Genomic DNA, 15914 nt, shown 5'->3' with positions numbered 1-15914 from the left:
GCATTTTGTACATTGCCTGCATGCATATAAAAACATGCGCCATAGCCTTGCCGGGCTACAGCGCATGCAAAATACGGTAGTCTGGAAGGCAATCAGAAGTCGTCGTTCTTTTCTGGAGCAACGAGGCCTTCGATACCAGCAAGCAGTTCTTCTTCCGACATACGGTCGAAGGAAACAATGTCTTCTTCTCCAGCCTCGGCAATGCCCTCAGCCAGTTCACCGGAAGCATCGGCGAGAAGAGCAGGTGCTGCTGCTTCCGGCTCGTCAACCTCAACATGCTTCTGCAGCGAATGAATAAGATCTTCTTTCAGGTCATCTGGCGAAAGAGTTTCGTCAGCGATTTCACGCAGGGCAACAACCGGGTTTTTATCATTGTCGCGGTCGATCGTGATCTGAGCGCCCTGAGAAATCTGGCGGGCACGGTGACCGGCCAGCAGAACCAGTTCAAAACGGTTCTCGACCTTATCTACGCAGTCCTCAACGGTGACGCGAGCCATGGGCGGTCCCTTTCATTTCCTAAACTTTAACGGAATTTTTCTTGCACATAACGCTTATGCGCCGAAATTACAAGCAAAAGCGGATAATCTGTCCGACGCCGTTTATTACGCCCAGCGGATTTAACACAGTTTATAAATCTGTCTGACAAATACAGGCGCAGGACGCGATTGAGACAATAGATTTTAGTCAATTATCGATTGCTTAAGGCAAATATCTCGCATAAGCAATTAAGCACCAGCAAATAACAACCATGAGTTGCTTGTTTTTCTATAATATCCCCGTAGAACCCAATAAACGTCATTGGTACAAAAAAAGAATACCCCCGTCGTTTAAGAAACAAATCTGAATACGCGGTCGCAGGTCCACTCCCTGTAGGTCGCAGAGTGGATATATTGCACGATGTTCGATTCTCGTGAAAAAATTGCGCTATTTATTGACGGTGCAAATTTATATGCAGCTTCCAAGACACTCGGTTTCGATATTGATTACCGGAAACTTTTGAAGGCTTTCCAGAAACGCGGTTATTTGCTGCGTGCGTATTATTACACCGCTCTGGTTGAGGATCAGGAATATTCGTCGATCCGTCCCCTCATCGACTGGCTTGACTATAACGGCTATAAGGTCGTTACCAAAGCCGCCAAAGAATTTACGGATTCAACGGGTCGCCGCAAGGTCAAGGGCAATATGGACATCGAACTCACCGTCGATGCTATGCAGCTTACCGACACTGTCGATCACTTCGTGATTTTCTCGGGCGACGGTGATTTCCGCTCGCTTGCAGAAGCGTTGCAGCGCAAGGGCCGCAAAGTTTCCGTTGTTTCCACGCTGACAACCCAGCCAGCAATGATTTCCGATGAATTGCGCCGCCAGGCCGATCATTTCATCGACCTTGTTTCGCTGAAGTCTGAAATTGGTCGCGATCCATCTGAACGCCCGCAGCAGCAGCGTCGTCAGGATGATGATCAGGATTACGATTATTGATTGAAAGTGCATCTTGTCCGAAAGCCATTTCACAGTTTTCGGAATGCACTGCGATCAGAACTATTGACGCGGACAATTGTCCGGTTCATGCAAGGTTATGATTTCAGAACCTTCACCGAACTGTGCGATTTGTCCGCGATTGCATGCTTTTCTTCAGGAATGGCGACACAAAGAGCCTGAATGGCACAACGCACCGGTTGCGCCATTTCTGCCTGCCCATGACGATGACGTGCAGCTTCTGATCGTTGGCCTTGCTCCCGGCTTGCGCGGGGCCAATCGAACTGGGCGCCCTTTTACCGGCGATTATGCAGGCGAACTTCTCTACAGCACCCTATGCGAATTTGGCTTTGCGAGCGGCAAGTTTGAAGCACGGCCCGATGATAGTCTGCGGCTTGTTGACGCCGGTATTGTCAATGCGGTGCGCTGTGTGCCACCTGAAAACAAACCGGTTGGCAGTGAAATCAACAATTGCCGTCAGTTTTTCAGCCCCCTGCTCACGCATTTTAAAAATCTGCGCGCCGTTGTAACGCTGGGTACCATTGCCCATCAGTCGACGGTTCGTGCGATGGGCGCACCGGTGTCCCGCCATCCGTTCGGGCATGGCAAAGAGACAAATATCAATGGCTTGCGGATATTTTCGAGCTATCACTGCTCGCGCTATAATACCAATACCGGCAAGCTGACTGATCCAATGTTTCGGGATATTTTTAGAAATGTGCGTGCTTTTCTGAATGAAAAAAGCGCCTGAAGGCGCTTTTTATTTTTGAAAGCTTCACCTGTGAACGTCAGCCACGATCACGCAGGAGGCGCGACTTTTCACGGTTCCAATCGCGCTGCTTTTCAGTCTCACGCTTGTCGTGATTCTTCTTACCGCGCGCCACACCAATTTCGAGTTTCGCCCGACCGCGATCGTTGAAGTAGAGTTTCAACGGCACCACTGTCATGCCTTCGCGCGAAACGGACTGGAAAATCCGCGACATTTCGCGACGGCTTATCAGCAGTTTACGCAACCGGCGCGGCTCATGATTGAAGCGATTGCCTTGTGTATATTCCGGGATATAGGAATTGATCAGCCAGAATTCACCATTCTCAAAGCTTGCGTAGCTTTCAGCAATATTGGCCTGATTGGCGCGCAACGACTTCACTTCAGTTCCGGTCAAAACCAGACCGGCCTCAAGCGTATAGATGATTTCGAAATTGTAGCGCGCTTTACGGTTTTCAGCGACCATTTTGCGAGCGGGAGAGTTTTTCGGCTTATTCATAATACAACCATATAATGCTCATTGCCGGAAATGAAAACGCTCTCGCGCGGGCGAGAGCGTAAAAATCAGTCAACCAGGCAAATTGAACAGCCTTAATTGACAAGCCCTGCATGTTTCATGGCCTGATCGATCTTTTCAGCCGTCGCGGCTTCAATTGTGACCATGGGCGAGCGCAGAACATTTTCGACGCGACCAAGGCGCGACAGAGCATATTTCGGACCGGATGGGTTAGGCTCAATAAACAATGCCTTGTGCAGCGGCATCAGGCGATCCTGCAATTCAAGGGCCTTTGGATAATCACCCGCCTCACAAGCATCCTGAAAGTCTGCACAAAGACGCGGCGCAATATTGGACGTAACCGAAATGCAGCCGACACCGCCATGCGCATTGAAACCAAGCGCTGTCGCATCCTCGCCCGAAAGCTGGATGAAATCCTTGCCGCAGGTGGCGCGCTGCTCGGAAACACGCTCAATCTTGCCGGTGGCATCCTTAACGCCCACGATGTTTTTGTGATCGCGCGCCAGTGCGCCCATGGTTTCAGGCGTCATATCGATGATCGAACGACCCGGAATGTTGTAAATGATCAGCGGAATGGAGATCGAACGGGCAACACGCGAAAAATGCTCGTAAAGACCGCGCTGGTTCGGCTTGTTGTAATAAGGGGTGACAACCAGAGCCGCATCTGCACCAGCCTTTTCAGCGTGCTGTGCAAGCTCAATCGCTTCAACCGTATTGTTGGAACCGGCACCCGCAATCACCGGCACACGGCCAGCGGCGACTTCAATACAAACCTCAATAACGCGCTTATGCTCGTCATGTGACAAGGTCGGTGTTTCGCCCGTTGTGCCGACAGGAACGAGCCCTTTGGTGCCCTCTTCAATCTGCCAGTTCACAAAGGCACGAAAGGCTTTCTCGTCGAACGCTCCTTCACTATCGAATGGCGTGACAAGTGCAGTGATCGAGCCTTTCAGCATCTGTGAACTCCTGAGAAATAAGTCATAACCCGACAATACCATCCCGACGATCATATAAGCCAGAATGCCTGCGAGGTGATGCACCATAATCTCGCAGCGCAATTCCGGCAAGCGGGGGAAAAGCGTAAATCAGCGCGTAAGTGACAGTTTTACGAAAATCCCGCCGCTTTTTTCTGTGCCTGTTTGGTCACGAATAACCGGCCAACCAATACTAGGTCGTAAAGAAAAATATAACCTTTTATTAACCAATGCTTCATCCATCACCATCATAGTCTTATGCAGAATCTCCTCTCGGTAGATCAGGCTTAGAAAAGCCAGATTTGCACAATATTTTGCCCGCTATCAGGCACTCTATTCTCATTCGGTCATGCGTAGAAAAACTTTAAATAAGCCATTAAAGCAAAGGGCGCTCGTTTCGGGCGGAATGATGATTGTTGCCTCGCTTTTAGCAGGGCAGATCAGTGCCGCTTACGCGCAATCCGCTTTCCCAACGGATATTCCCACCCCGCTGGCGCGTCCTTTTGCACCAACATCGTCGCATGAATCACCGATCAATCTGGTAACGCCCAAGGCCCGCCCCGCACCGCCAGACCCTGTCATTACCTCTTCATTCCGCCGTGGCGAAAATCCCGCCGCGATCAGTGGCACCCTGAAAGCCGGGCTTGATGCGCTTTACGCGCACAATATTGTCGAAGCGATTGCCTATCGCAATGGCATGACAAAAGGCTCTCTCGATCGCCAGATTCTGACGTGGTCGATTGCAACATCCGGCATCACGGGCATTCCGAGCAGTGAAATCTCGGCAGCGGCGTCTGAACTGGCAGGCTGGCCGGGCATGTCGGCGCTGCGCCGCAATTCGGAGCGCGCTTTGTTTCGGGAAAATGCGCCCGCTGCGACAGTGATTGCCACGTTTAACAACACGCGACCGCAGACAACGGAAGGCATGATCGCGCTTGCCCGCGCCTATGTCAGTATTGGAAGCAACGCCAAGGCGCATCAGCTTCTCGCACCCTGGTGGAGAAGTGAACGCCTTTCCGCAGACGATGAAACACGGGTGCTGAAAGAATTTTCCAACATTCTTACGCGTGATGATCACCAGCACCGCCTGCTGCGCGCGCTCTATAATGATCGCATGCAATCGGCAAAGCTTCTGGCTGGCCCTGCACAGGCGCAGTCGCTTTATAATGCCTATGCAGCACTGGCACAGAAATCACCCAACACCGCGCAAGCGATTGCTGCTGTGGATCGCTCCTGGCACGCCAATCCTGCCTATATGTTTCTGCAAATCCGCTTTTTGCGCCGTGCCGATCGTTTTGATGAAGCAACCAACTTGATGCTGAAAGCACCAAAGAATGCATCGTCGCTGCTTGATCCTGATGCGTGGTGGGTAGAGCGCCGTATCCTGTCGCGCGAGCTTCTCGACATTAACAAGCCGCAGCTTGCCTACAAGCTTGCCGCAGCCCATGCCGCAGAATCACCCACGATGGCCGCAGAGGCGGAATTCCATGCGGGTTGGTATGCTTTGCGCGCGCTCAACCAACCCAAACTTGCTGCCCCGCATTTTGCCAGGATCGCCGAAATTTCATCCCGTCCGATTTCCGCCTCCCGCGCCTATTACTGGCTGGGACGTGCGGCAGAAGCAGGTGCCGGCGGCGATGCAGTGCATTATTATCGGCGTTCTGCACATTTTGGTACAACCTTTTATGGACAGCTTTCAGCAGCCAAGCTTCGCGAAAAAGCGCCCGAACTGGCCTATCCTCGGCCAAGCGATGCAGATCGCGTGCGTTTCTCTGGCCGCCCTGCCGTGCAGGCGATCAAGCGCCTTGAGCAGATCGGCTATGGCAATCGCGCCAACGCTCTTTACATGCAGCTTTCACAAGAACTCAACAGCGTTGGAGAGCTGGCGCTGCTCGCGGTAATGGCGGAGCACAACAAGAACCATTATCTCGCGCTGCGGGTGGGCAAGACTGCGGCTTTCCGTGGGCTGGATGTCGGTGCATTGTCACATCCGATTGGTGCCATTCCGGCAAATGCTAATATCAGCGGCTCCGGCAAAGCGCTGGCCTACGCGATTGCACGCCAGGAAAGCGAGTTTAATGTCGGGGCTGTTTCCAAGGCCGGTGCACGTGGGCTGCTGCAATTGATGCCAGCCACCGCAAAAAGCATCGCGACCCGCAATGGAATGGCCTATTCCGACCAGAGACTGACCAATGACGCGGCCTATAATGCAACGCTGGGCGCGCATTTCCTCGGCGAACAGCTCGACCGTTTTAACGGTTCTTATGTGCTGACTTTTGCCGGATATAATGCCGGTCCAAGACGGGCAATCGAATGGATGGACCGATATGGCGATCCACGCGGCAAGCCCATCGAAGACGTTGTCGACTGGATTGAGCGCATCCCATTTTCCGAAACACGCAACTATGTACAGCGGGTGATGGAAAACTACGAGGTTTATAAAGCCCGCCTTACAGGTAGCGCGGATATTCGCACTGACCTTATCTATGGCCGACGCTAGAGTATTTCCTGTTTTGATTGAATTATTGGAAATGCTCTATCTCTTTGTTTTCACGCGCATCCTGTGCCGAAAACCGGTTCCCACTTTTCGGGATGTGCTCTAGGCTTGCGTTTTCTTGGCGCGGGCGGGAGCTTTGGATTTGACGCCGGATTTCTTAGGCTTTGCCCGTTTTTTGGCGGCACTGCGCTGATTCGATTGCAAGAGTTTGGCTGCCTGCCCAATCCAGTTCTCGCGCGACACACGACCGGCGAAACCGATGTGACGCTCAATCCATGCGGCTTGATCCAAGTTCCATTGAGCGATTTGCGCGTAATGAAAAACGCCAAGCTTCTGCAGCATCGTTTCCACTGATTTTCCGATGCCATGGATAGCCGTCAAATCATCAGGAACTGCTTTCAACGGCGCATCCAGCAATTCCGGGCGATGAGGATCTCCGACTTCTACAATTTCATCTTCTATCGTGATCTCTTCTGTCTGCGCGGCCTCCGCTTCCGGGACTTTTGAACCCACCGTTTGAACGGTCTCGTCTACGGGTTCAGCCGCAGCTTCAACCTGATCTTTCACAGGCTCTTCCACTGTGACTGCCTTGGGCGTTGCAACAGGCTCAGGTTTTTCACTCAACGCTGGCTTTGAAAGAGCCGCCGCAATGATCGTGTCTTCCTGGCTTGTATCCACGGTCTTTCGGCCTTTGGCAAAGCGTCCGAGAATGCAGCCAATTATAAAAGCAACGGCAATCAAAATCGCCAGTTGGATGATCAACATCGGCATGTAGGTTCCCTCATACTCAACGCTTTTGCGCACAACCAAAATGGCCACAGCAGCAAATCAAAAAACCCCGCACAGATATTCAGTTCCAGAATTACGCAGACCTATATCAATTGCCAGCAGTAAGCCAACCGACAGCGACACCGATTGCACATGAAATCAGGAGCACTGGCCAAAACATCTCAGCAAGATAAAGCATATGGAGTCCGCCTAACATTCATTTCGAAACACCCGCCACTTTATACAGAAAGGCACTCGGAGGTCCGGTGTCAATCATGTACGGCGAAGAAACAGGGGATCATAGCGAATAAAGTTTTCTGGAATCAGGGTCTTGCAATATTTGAACCGGCAAGCTCCAATCCAAGGGCCAGCGGCGCATTCAACAAAGCAATCAAAGCATCATAATCCTGATTGCTCAGAGCTATCCCCTTGAGCGATAGTTTCGTATCGGAAATTTCGATTTCCGCATTTGAGAGTTTTCTGGCGAGATCAACAGCGAAGAGAACACGGTCTTCGAATTCCGGCTGAGCGCCCCGCGCCAGCGCCATCTCGTCATCGACCAATCCGTTCTGCACAGCCGACTCGGCAGCAACCATGATCGCATCACGCATGGAATTGTCGGGAATATAGCCGGATAGAACGATTCCCTCCCCGCTTTTGGTCAGTTTGAAAATGTATGGGCTGGCTGCCTCAAGCACGGTTGTCAAATCTGAAATGTCACCAACGCCCGGCACACTGCGCAAGGCGAGGATAGCCGCCCTTTGGGTTTCGGGATCCGGTGCCACACCTTTAAGCACAAGGTTACGGCCATCGACATCAAAACCGCTCCAGCTATAGGAGGACAATGCTTGCGCCGAACGTGCCGAAATATCGGCTTCAATGCGATCCGTACCGAACCATAGCGCCAATGCGGTCAGGGCCGCGGTCCACGTCACGCCTGGCCAGAACCATTTTAACATGAGCCAGTATCTCCGCTGAAACTGTGTCTTGTCTTTAGCAAAAGAGAAACCCCCAGGCCTGAAAAAGCAAGAGCTACGCGGGATTTAAGAGACAGACATAACAAAAAACCCGGCAGCTGAGCTGCCGGGTTTCCTGTAACCAATCCGTTAGGATTAGAACGAACGCTGGAAGCGAACCATACCCTGCCAAGCGTCCTGGCCCTTAAGGACAGAAAGCTTGTCGTCCCACTTGGTGTAGGAAACTTCAGGAGTAATGGTGAAGCCTGGAACCAGTTCGTAAGCAACGTTTGCAGTTGCTGCGAAGGTCTTCGCATCTTCGTAAGCGAGCTGAAGGTTGAAGGTAGCCTTGTCGGTTGCCTTGAACTTCGCGCCACCCCAAACAGCCCAATCGCCACCCCAGGTGCCGTAGAAGCTGTCGATTGCACGGATACCACGGAACTGACCGTTAGCATCTGTGAAACCGTAGTAGGTGTCGTTATTGGACTTATAGCCACCCATTACCCATACGGAGAACTGGTCAGTTACGTTTACGTCGAGGCGAACTTTACCAGCCCATTCTTCGTTACGTGCGTCGTAAGCTGCAACACCAGTGATCGAACCCCAGCCCTGAGCATACTTCAGGCCACCAACAACATGTGGTGTGTAGTCATCAATGATACCATTGTAGTCTACGTCGCCGTTGCTGCCCTGTTCAAGAGCGATGATAGCCGAGAAGCCATTGCCGCCAGTGAAGGTGTAGCTGATTGCGTTGGTGCGATAGCCACCAGCAAGGATCACGTCGTCGTTGATGACATCGCCGAGGTAACCAGGGAAGGTTACGAATGCGGATTCATCAAGACCAACGCGCAGACCGCCGAGCTGGATATAGCCATAACGCAGAGTACCGGTCGAACCTGAATCTGCACCGTTCTGGTACTGGAAGCGAACTTCCGAATAGGTCTTCAGAGTACCGAGTTCGGTTTCCGAAGCGGTCGACAGACGCAGCGAGAAGCGTGTCAAGAAGTCGTAAGTGTCACGATCTTTTTTACCCGATTGAGCGAAAACAGTGCTGCCGTCAGGGTTACGGGTAAGACCACCGCCACGGTAGTAAACGTCGTCGCCGCCCTTAACGTCAGCGCGGACATAACCGTGGATGCGCAGGCAGGTTTCGGTGCCTGGGATGTAGAAGTAGCCAGCGCCGTATGCATCGCAAACGCGGACATATTCAACTGCTTCTGGCTCTGGAGCGACGATAGCGTCTGCTGCCTGAGCGCCGGAAGCTGCAACGAGAGCTGCAGCGGAGCCGAGGAGAAGGCTCTTAATGTTCATTTCTGACCTCCAGTCAAAGTTAAAAATGGGTCTGGGCATTCTGATTTGGCTGAAGGACAACCTGTCCCCATCCCCTGATGAAAAAGTCGCCCCGAAGCGCTCCTTCTTCTGGATGTGAAGATACTCGTCATCGTTTTCTATTCAACATCGAATATTGCCAACCAGTCCTCAGAGGCACTCTATGACAGCTCGTTGTTGCAGAAATGACACGAAATTGCCCGACTTTAATTCGGAAATTAAGGTTTTATTAGTGTTTATGAACAGCGGTTAATCTGTCTTAACGTTTGAAAACATGGATTTTTTAGCAATTCCGCAAAATCGAAACAGCGAATCCCTGCATAAATATCGAAATCTGTCGCAAATCAGCTCTCAGCATCGAATCCGCCACAATCTGAATTCCACCCGCGCAAATCCCTCATGCTGAATCCACGCAATACGGGCATTGAAATGATGGATGAATGTCCGGAAATTCGTACTTATGAACACGTCTGCATATATTAAAGTATAAATTTTACTGTGAAATTTGCCATTCACCTATCAAATCGCTTGAAATGATGAAGCGTACCGGCTATCTCGCCCTTACCGGAGAGGTGGCCGAGTGGTCGAAGGCGCTCCCCTGCTAAGGGAGTAGACCCGGAAGGGTCTCGTGGGTTCGAATCCCATCCTCTCCGCCATCAACATAGAGGTTGTGTTCCCATTCAGAACGAATAATTCAGCTTTCAAGCTGAGAGCGGCTGCTTTTTACCAGCCTCTATAACTTTCTGTCTTCTCGTATCTTCGCAGTAGAAAATTTGTAAGTTATTGATTTAATGACATTTATTGAGTTCCAGTCGATTCTTGACTGGAGGTCAGAAATGAACATTAAGAGCCTTCTCCTCGGCTCCGCTGCAGCTCTCGTTGCAGCTTCCGGCGCTCAGGCAGCAGACGCTATCGTCGCTCCAGAGCCAGAAGCAGTTGAATATGTCCGCGTTTGCGATGCATACGGCGCTGGCTACTTCTACATCCCAGGCACCGAAACCTGCCTGCGCATCCACGGTTATGTCCGTTATGATGCAGCCGCTGGCCGTGACGCGTATGATGGGTACGACTCAAAGACCTGGAACAAGAACACGCGCTTCACGCTGCGCACCTCAACCGCTTCTGAAACCGAACTCGGCACCCTGAAGACCTACACAGAAAACCGTTTCAACTTCACGAACGGCTATCAGGGTGACCACACGCTGAACTTCGCTTACATTCAGCTCGGTGGCCTTCGTCTTGGTCTTGATGAATCGGCATTCCACACCTTCACGGGTTATCTCGGCGACATCATCAACGATGACGTTGTTGCAGCAGGCGTATATCGCACAAATCTGATCAGCTACACCTTCTCCGGTGGCAATGGTTTCTCAGCAATCCTGTCGCTTGAACAGGGCGGCGGCAGCTATATTGACAATGACGATTTCGATAATGACGGCGACTTTCTGGAATCCAATGTTATCGACGACTACATGCCGCATGTTGTGGGTGGTCTGAAGTATGCTCAGGGCTGGGGTTCGATCGCCGGTGTTGCTGCTTACGATTCGCTGCTAGAAGAATGGGCTGGCAAGGTTCGTGTCGATGTGAACATCACAGACCAGTTCTCGATCTGGGCGCAGGGCGGTTATTCCTCTTACGAGGATGCAATCGGCATGTACGGAAACTGGGGTGGTAATTGGGCTGTCTGGGGCGGTGCGAAGTTCAACGCAACCGAAAAAGCAACTTTCAACATACAGGCCGCTTACGAAGACTGGGGCAAAACCGCAATCGCTGCGAACGTTGCATATGAGCTCGTTCCAGGCTTCACCATCACCCCAGAAGTCAATTACACCCGTTGGGATAGCGATCACCCTGCCCTCATGGACGGACGCGCCTATAACAAGGATGCTTTCGGCGGCATTATCCGCTTCCAGCGTTCTTTCTAAAAGTCACCTGATATGAAGAACTGACGCCAACCACTCGAAGTTGGCGTCAGCTACCAAGCAAGCGCTCTTAGGTGCTTGAACCTGTGTTCTTTCGAAATGGGGATTTCGATAGAACAAAATGAAGAGTTACGGGAACGAATAAAAAGGGGGCAATGGGGTCTTTAGAGGATCGTAATATGTCTCCAACTAATGTTAGCTTGCTTATCTTGTGCTTTACTTGTTATTTCTCTAAGTGTGTTCTCCATAATAATATGGGGGACCTACTATGATCATCGTTGGGGGCACGACGATTGATAGTGGCGATACATATTCGCCAGTTGTCGATTATAATCTGGAATATACATCTGTCAGAAATCAGAAACACAGAATTGTCGAGCAATTCTCACTGGCTGAACTGACAGGAAAATATATTAACATTCTCTGGGATGACGGATCGCACAAGTATAATGTTAAATCGTTTCTCGGTGAGATAGACGAGATTTTGAAAGGCACCCGCTTTTCGGGTTTCGATCAGGAAATGCTCGACTTTGTCATTGGTTCGCTTCGTGAGCGCGGTAACAGCAATGCAACCATCAATAGAAAGATGGCTGCTTTGAGCAAGCTGCTGCGAAAGGCGAACAAGATGGGGGATATTTACAGTCTGCCGGAATTTGTCCGACAAAAAGAGCGCGTGGGACGGATTCGATTTCTCGAATATGAGGAAGAAAAGCGACTATTCGCTGCCATCAAATATCGATGTGAAGAAAGTTACAGATTAGCCGTTTTTCTTGTCGATACTGGCTGTCGCCTCGGAGAAGCCATAGGGCTGACCTGGAATGACCTGCAGGATCAGCGTGTTACCTTCTGGCTGACAAAATCCAACAGAAGCCGCACAGTTCCTTTGACCCGCCGTGCACGCAAAGCGACTACGATTGAACGACAGCGCCTTAAAGGGCCTTTCTCGATGCTCAATCAGGTTCGTTTCCGCCAGGTATGGAACGATGCCAAAATTGAAGTTGGCCTTGGGGCGGATGATCAGGTCGTTCCGCATATTTTGCGCCATACCTGCGCATCGCGTCTCGTGCGCGGAGGGATCGATATTCGACGTGTTCAAATGTGGCTGGGTCATCAAACTTTGCAGATGACAATGCGTTACGCCCATCTCGCAACCCATGATCTCGATTCGTGTGTGAAGGTTCTGGAGATTCAGTAGAGCGTTTCCAGCAAAAGCGCGAAGCGGTTCTGCGTGGGATAATGCGTAAAAACAAACAGGGAGAGCATTTCCAACCCTTCAGTCAAAACAGGAAATGCTCTTACTCAGGGCTGTCGGGATACAAGCACTGGCACCGATTTTGTCAGTTATTTCTACCATCTAAGCGCGGTTTGATCTGATTAAATCAGATCTGTGCTCTGCCCAATTTCATTTTAGAGCGCATCCCGAAAAGTGTGAAACGGCTTTCGGGAAAGATGCGCGTTAAAACAAATGCTTAGAGCGGTGATTTGATTGGATCAGATCGGCGCTCCAAGCATAATCTTATCGATCCTCATCTCACTGCGGTGCGGTTCACGCACGAAACGGGGTAAGTACAACGCGTATCCTATCCGAAAACCGCCCCCCCCTGTTGATATCCACTCATTGGCCTTAGAAACGGCGTCAGGCTCTTTCTGGTTATCATCACAGCTTGATCGTTAGGCTCACGCCTATTCATTGAATGAAAATGACACCTATAACGGCCAGCTATGCAAGGAAAGACGCGAAGAATGGGACCTGTCCCCATCTCAACGGCTTGACGCAGCAGATCGCCTGTTCATTTTGGTGCCCGAAGGATGTGGCCCAGCCGCCCGGCTACTGTGTTAAAAAGGCTCGACCCCGTTGCGTTGCGATATTCTTTAAGCGCTGTGATCGCAGTATCAGCGATATGACGCGCTTTTTTTCGAAGAGCAAAACAGCGATCATATGCGGTGCATATTCGTTGCTCTGGCAGAGCCGATAAGCCGAAGACAAAATATTGCAATAATTCGGCTGTGCTTCCGTCTGCAACTGGCAGAAACTGATCCAAGTTGATATGGCTAGGGAAAAGTCATTATTCGTGAGTTTGTGAACACAGGTTTCCATCTTCTGTCGTTCTTAGACTTACAAAGAAATCAATCGGAAGCAAAATGGCATCGCCTCGACTTACGCCGCTTGTTGAAAGCCTCCCCTCCACCGTTCCTTTCACCGGGCCTGAAACGCTGGAATTACAGCGCGGAAAGCCTTTCACAGCGCGCATCGGTGCAAATGAAAGCAGCTTTGGCCCCGCTCCATCCGTCATTCAGGCCATGCAGGAAGAAGCCTCAGAGGTCTGGAAGTATGGCGATCCGGAAAACTATGCGCTTCGTCAGGCAATTGCCGCTCATCACCGGGTAAAGCCTGAAAACATCATGCCGGGTGCAGGCGTCGATGCGCTGCTGGGGCTTGTTGTCAGGCTATATGTTCAACAAGGTGATAAAGTCATCAATTCACTCGGTGGTTATCCTACCTTTAATTATCATGTAGCGGGCTTTGGCGGAAATCTGCTGACTGTCCCTTACAATGCTGACAAGCCTGACCTCGACGCTCTTATTGATAAAGCGCATCAGGAAAAGCCGGCGCTGCTTTATATTTCCAATCCGGACAATCCGATGGGGACATGGCATGACGGGGCGGATATTCAGGCATTTATCGAGCGCATCCCAGAAACAACAATGCTAATTCTCGATGAAGCTTACTGCGAAACCGGACCAGCCTCAGCATTCCCGGCCTTTGAGACCGACCGCACAAACATCCTGCGCATGCGCACTTTTTCCAAGGCTTACGGACTTGCAGGGATTCGCGTCGGCTATGCTGTAGGCTGTGCAGATGCGATCAAGTCATTTGACAAAATCCGCGACCATTTTGCGGTCAGCCGGATTGCACAGGCGGCTGCAATTGCTGCATTGAAAGATCAGGATTATCTGCACGCGATCGTAGGGAAGATTCATGCGGGCCGGGATCGAGTAGCGAAAATCGCAGAACAGCAGGGGCTAAAACCTATTCCTTCAGCCACGAATTTCGTCACCATTGATTGCGGACATGACGGAGCTTTTGCGACCGCTGTTCTCAATGGTCTGATTGAACGGGACATTTTTGTCCGCAAACCCGGCGCGCCTGTCCTTGATCGCTGCATTCGCGTGAGTGTTGGGGTGAATGAACAACTGGATATGTTTGAAGCAGCATTGCCCGCTGCACTTGCAAGTGCCCGAAACGCTTTAAACAAAGCCTGAGAGCGGAGTAATGATATGTCGATCCAAAACAGCAGCCAACCCCGCAATATTCTGTTTGGCACACTTGCAGGCCTTTGTGGTGCTCTGGCCATAGCGGCCTATGCCGGTGCAGCACATGGCGGGGAGAATCATCTAAGTGCCATCGCTCCGATATTGCTCGGCCACGCCCCTGCCCTGCTGGTTTTGTCACTGATTATTCCAAACAGCCGTGTCGCAAATATTGGCGCGGCATTGCTGGTGGCGGGGCTGGCGCTGTTCTGTGGCGATCTGTTTATGCGGGATATGATCGGGAACAGGCTATTTCCGATGGCGGCGCCTACCGGCGGGAGCCTCCTGATTCTGGGCTGGCTCGTGGTGGGAGTGAGCGGCTGGTTTAAAAGAGGCTGAGCAACAGCCACCCGAATAAAAAAGGGCCTTGCCGATCAGCAAGGCCCTTCCATCTAAAACGGTGCAAGTTCAAACCGACTTAAAGCCGTTTAAGATAAAGTATCCCCAGCAAAAGTGCGAAAAACCTTTGCGTTGAATAATGCGTAGAGCAAAAACAGGGCTGTCCCCGCCGTTTGTAACGTGCGGGAACAGCTCTGAACTTACGAATTGCCCTTCAGGCGTGCATTGCAAAGGCTGTAGTAGCCGCCGCCCTTCTGGACCCACTTAAGTCCGCCAAGCGCATTTGCATCCTTGGCCGCATGATACTGCTCAAGGCAAGTATGCATGCGCGCCTTGCCCGGAGATTCATTTGAGAACTTGGCAGAAACAGCTGTCGGGAATTTCACACCACGCGGTGCAGCAACAGTTGGCGCAGGAGGCTCTGAATTGCCATCGGTGGTCAGCGCAACCGGATCCGCACCCGGTCCACATTCCGACTTACGGAAGTCGTTCCACTTGACACCGCCATCGGTACCGGCATCTTTTGCTGCCTGATATTTTGTGCTGCACTGCTTCATGCTAAGGCCTTTGCCAGCATCATCTGCAGCAGGAGCGGCTGCATTTTTGGCAGGGGCTGCGGCTTTATTCGCCGGAACAACCGGAGCAGCGGGCGCTGCAGCTGCATCGTCACCACACTGCGATTTACGGAAATCATTCCATTTTACACCGCCAAGCGTTCCAGCATCTTTGGCAGCCTGATACTTCGCGCTACACTCTTTCATGGTCAGTGCGCTTGCCGGGGATGAGAAAACGAAGGCAGATGCGCCCAAAATCATTGCGGTGCCGGCCATGGCTGTGAAGGTACGAATAGACATCGCGTCGCTCCCTGTCGGATACGGACTATTGAATTCGTTGTATACGGATCGCTTCTCACGATATTTCAAAACAGCGAATGTGTTTGATCGACCGCAATAGCTTTTAGAGCCGAACCGAAAATTAAGTTGAGCGATTTCAGGAGTTTATGATTCTCTGTGGTTTACCAAGACTACGGAGGATCACATGGCCTGGACTGAAACCGC

14 protein-coding genes and 1 tRNA gene are annotated in these 15914 nt (G+C 51.4%); 8 read left to right on the top strand and 7 right to left on the bottom strand.

What is annotated here, in order from left to right; all coding sequences use genetic code 11:
• Positions 1-92 precede the first annotated feature (92 nt).
• Entirely contained in the window at positions 93-497 is a 405-nt protein-coding gene (gene rpoZ, locus VBH83_RS06575; protein ID WP_265983257.1) for a DNA-directed RNA polymerase subunit omega, read from the bottom strand.
• Positions 498-897: 400 nt separating this feature from the next.
• Between rpoZ and VBH83_RS06570 the strand changes: the two genes are divergently transcribed.
• Positions 898-1479 (top strand): NYN domain-containing protein, encoded by a 582-nt coding sequence (locus VBH83_RS06570; protein WP_265983255.1) that lies wholly within the window; start codon positions 898-900, stop codon positions 1477-1479.
• 97 nt (positions 1480-1576) lie between these two features.
• On the top strand, positions 1577-2227 hold the full coding sequence (locus VBH83_RS06565; protein ID WP_265983253.1) for a uracil-DNA glycosylase: 651 nt from the start codon (positions 1577-1579) through the stop codon (positions 2225-2227).
• 37 nt (positions 2228-2264) lie between these two features.
• Here VBH83_RS06565 and smpB read toward each other — a convergent pair whose 3' ends face one another.
• Both smpB and dapA read right to left on the bottom strand, forming a co-directional pair.
• Positions 2265-2741 carry an SsrA-binding protein SmpB gene (gene smpB, locus VBH83_RS06560; protein ID WP_265983251.1) on the bottom strand — a complete coding sequence of 159 codons (477 nt, stop codon included), beginning with the start codon at positions 2739-2741 and terminating at the stop codon, positions 2265-2267.
• Positions 2742-2833: 92 nt separating this feature from the next.
• Positions 2834-3715 carry a 4-hydroxy-tetrahydrodipicolinate synthase gene (gene dapA / locus VBH83_RS06555; RefSeq protein ID WP_265983249.1) on the bottom strand — a complete coding sequence of 294 codons (882 nt, stop codon included), beginning with the start codon at positions 3713-3715 and terminating at the stop codon, positions 2834-2836.
• 424 nt (positions 3716-4139) lie between these two features.
• Between dapA and VBH83_RS06550 the strand changes: the two genes are divergently transcribed.
• A complete protein-coding gene (locus VBH83_RS06550; RefSeq protein ID WP_265983248.1) occupies positions 4140-6233 on the top strand; it encodes a lytic transglycosylase domain-containing protein in 2094 nt (697 codons plus the stop codon).
• A 99-nt stretch (positions 6234-6332) separates the two neighbouring features.
• On the opposite strand, the gene VBH83_RS06545 is transcribed toward VBH83_RS06550, so the two are convergent.
• The 3 genes from VBH83_RS06545 to VBH83_RS06535 all read right to left on the bottom strand — a co-directional run bounded on the left by VBH83_RS06545 (position 6333) and on the right by VBH83_RS06535 (position 9265).
• Positions 6333-7001 carry an endonuclease gene (locus tag VBH83_RS06545; protein ID WP_265983247.1) on the bottom strand — a complete coding sequence of 223 codons (669 nt, stop codon included), beginning with the start codon at positions 6999-7001 and terminating at the stop codon, positions 6333-6335.
• A gap of 320 nt (positions 7002-7321) precedes the next feature.
• Positions 7322-7957 (bottom strand): BON domain-containing protein, encoded by a 636-nt coding sequence (locus tag VBH83_RS06540; RefSeq protein ID WP_265983246.1) that lies wholly within the window; start codon positions 7955-7957, stop codon positions 7322-7324.
• 153 nt (positions 7958-8110) lie between these two features.
• Entirely contained in the window at positions 8111-9265 is a 1155-nt protein-coding gene (locus VBH83_RS06535) for a porin (protein WP_265983245.1), read from the bottom strand.
• Positions 9266-9849: 584 nt separating this feature from the next.
• On the opposite strand from VBH83_RS06535, the gene VBH83_RS06530 reads away from it, so the two are divergent.
• The 5 genes from VBH83_RS06530 (at position 9850) to VBH83_RS06510 (ending at position 14856) form a co-directional block, all read left to right on the top strand.
• Positions 9850-9939, top strand: a tRNA-Ser gene (locus tag VBH83_RS06530).
• A gap of 180 nt (positions 9940-10119) precedes the next feature.
• On the top strand, positions 10120-11208 hold the full coding sequence (locus tag VBH83_RS06525; protein WP_265983243.1) for a porin: 1089 nt from the start codon (positions 10120-10122) through the stop codon (positions 11206-11208).
• 265 nt (positions 11209-11473) lie between these two features.
• Positions 11474-12400, top strand: a complete 927-nt coding sequence (locus VBH83_RS06520) for a site-specific integrase (RefSeq protein WP_265983242.1) — start codon at positions 11474-11476, stop codon at positions 12398-12400.
• Between the two features lie 947 nt (positions 12401-13347).
• The gene (locus VBH83_RS06515; protein ID WP_265983240.1) at positions 13348-14469 is read left to right on the top strand and encodes a pyridoxal phosphate-dependent aminotransferase; all 1122 of its coding nucleotides are present in this window, start codon (positions 13348-13350) and stop codon (positions 14467-14469) included.
• Positions 14470-14484: 15 nt separating this feature from the next.
• Positions 14485-14856, top strand: coding sequence for a DUF423 domain-containing protein (locus VBH83_RS06510; protein WP_265983238.1), 372 nt, complete (start codon positions 14485-14487; stop codon positions 14854-14856).
• 200 nt (positions 14857-15056) lie between these two features.
• Here VBH83_RS06510 and VBH83_RS06505 read toward each other — a convergent pair whose 3' ends face one another.
• On the bottom strand, positions 15057-15710 hold the full coding sequence (locus VBH83_RS06505) for an antifreeze protein (protein ID WP_265983237.1): 654 nt from the start codon (positions 15708-15710) through the stop codon (positions 15057-15059).
• Between the last annotated feature and the right edge of the window lie 204 nt (positions 15711-15914).

Source organism: Ochrobactrum sp. S1502_03, assembly GCF_044435015.1.
GTDB lineage: Bacteria > Pseudomonadota > Alphaproteobacteria > Rhizobiales > Rhizobiaceae > Brucella > Brucella chromiisoli.
This window is presented reverse-complemented; position numbering and strand designations above follow the sequence as displayed.

Bases quoted from the DNA above. Each gene is read 5' to 3' on its own strand.
- VBH83_RS06525 (WP_265983243.1), top strand. From the start codon at position 10,120: ATGAACATTAAGAGCCTTCTCCTCGGCTCCGCTGCAGCTCTCGTTGCA.
- VBH83_RS06570 (WP_265983255.1), top strand. From the start codon at position 898: ATGTTCGATTCTCGTGAAAAAATTGCGCTATTTATTGACGGTGCAAAT.
- VBH83_RS06545 (WP_265983247.1), bottom strand. From the start codon at position 7,001: ATGCCGATGTTGATCATCCAACTGGCGATTTTGATTGCCGTTGCTTTT.
- VBH83_RS06515 (WP_265983240.1), top strand. From the start codon at position 13,348: ATGGCATCGCCTCGACTTACGCCGCTTGTTGAAAGCCTCCCCTCCACC.
- VBH83_RS06550 (WP_265983248.1), top strand. From the start codon at position 4,140: ATGATGATTGTTGCCTCGCTTTTAGCAGGGCAGATCAGTGCCGCTTAC.
- VBH83_RS06565 (WP_265983253.1), top strand. From the start codon at position 1,577: ATGATTTCAGAACCTTCACCGAACTGTGCGATTTGTCCGCGATTGCAT.
- smpB (WP_265983251.1), bottom strand. From the start codon at position 2,741: ATGAATAAGCCGAAAAACTCTCCCGCTCGCAAAATGGTCGCTGAAAAC.
- VBH83_RS06505 (WP_265983237.1), bottom strand. From the start codon at position 15,710: ATGTCTATTCGTACCTTCACAGCCATGGCCGGCACCGCAATGATTTTG.
- dapA (WP_265983249.1), bottom strand. From the start codon at position 3,715: ATGCTGAAAGGCTCGATCACTGCACTTGTCACGCCATTCGATAGTGAA.
- VBH83_RS06520 (WP_265983242.1), top strand. From the start codon at position 11,474: ATGATCATCGTTGGGGGCACGACGATTGATAGTGGCGATACATATTCG.
- VBH83_RS06540 (WP_265983246.1), bottom strand. From the start codon at position 7,957: ATGTTAAAATGGTTCTGGCCAGGCGTGACGTGGACCGCGGCCCTGACC.
- rpoZ (WP_265983257.1), bottom strand. From the start codon at position 497: ATGGCTCGCGTCACCGTTGAGGACTGCGTAGATAAGGTCGAGAACCGT.
- VBH83_RS06535 (WP_265983245.1), bottom strand. From the start codon at position 9,265: ATGAACATTAAGAGCCTTCTCCTCGGCTCCGCTGCAGCTCTCGTTGCA.
- VBH83_RS06510 (WP_265983238.1), top strand. From the start codon at position 14,485: ATGTCGATCCAAAACAGCAGCCAACCCCGCAATATTCTGTTTGGCACA.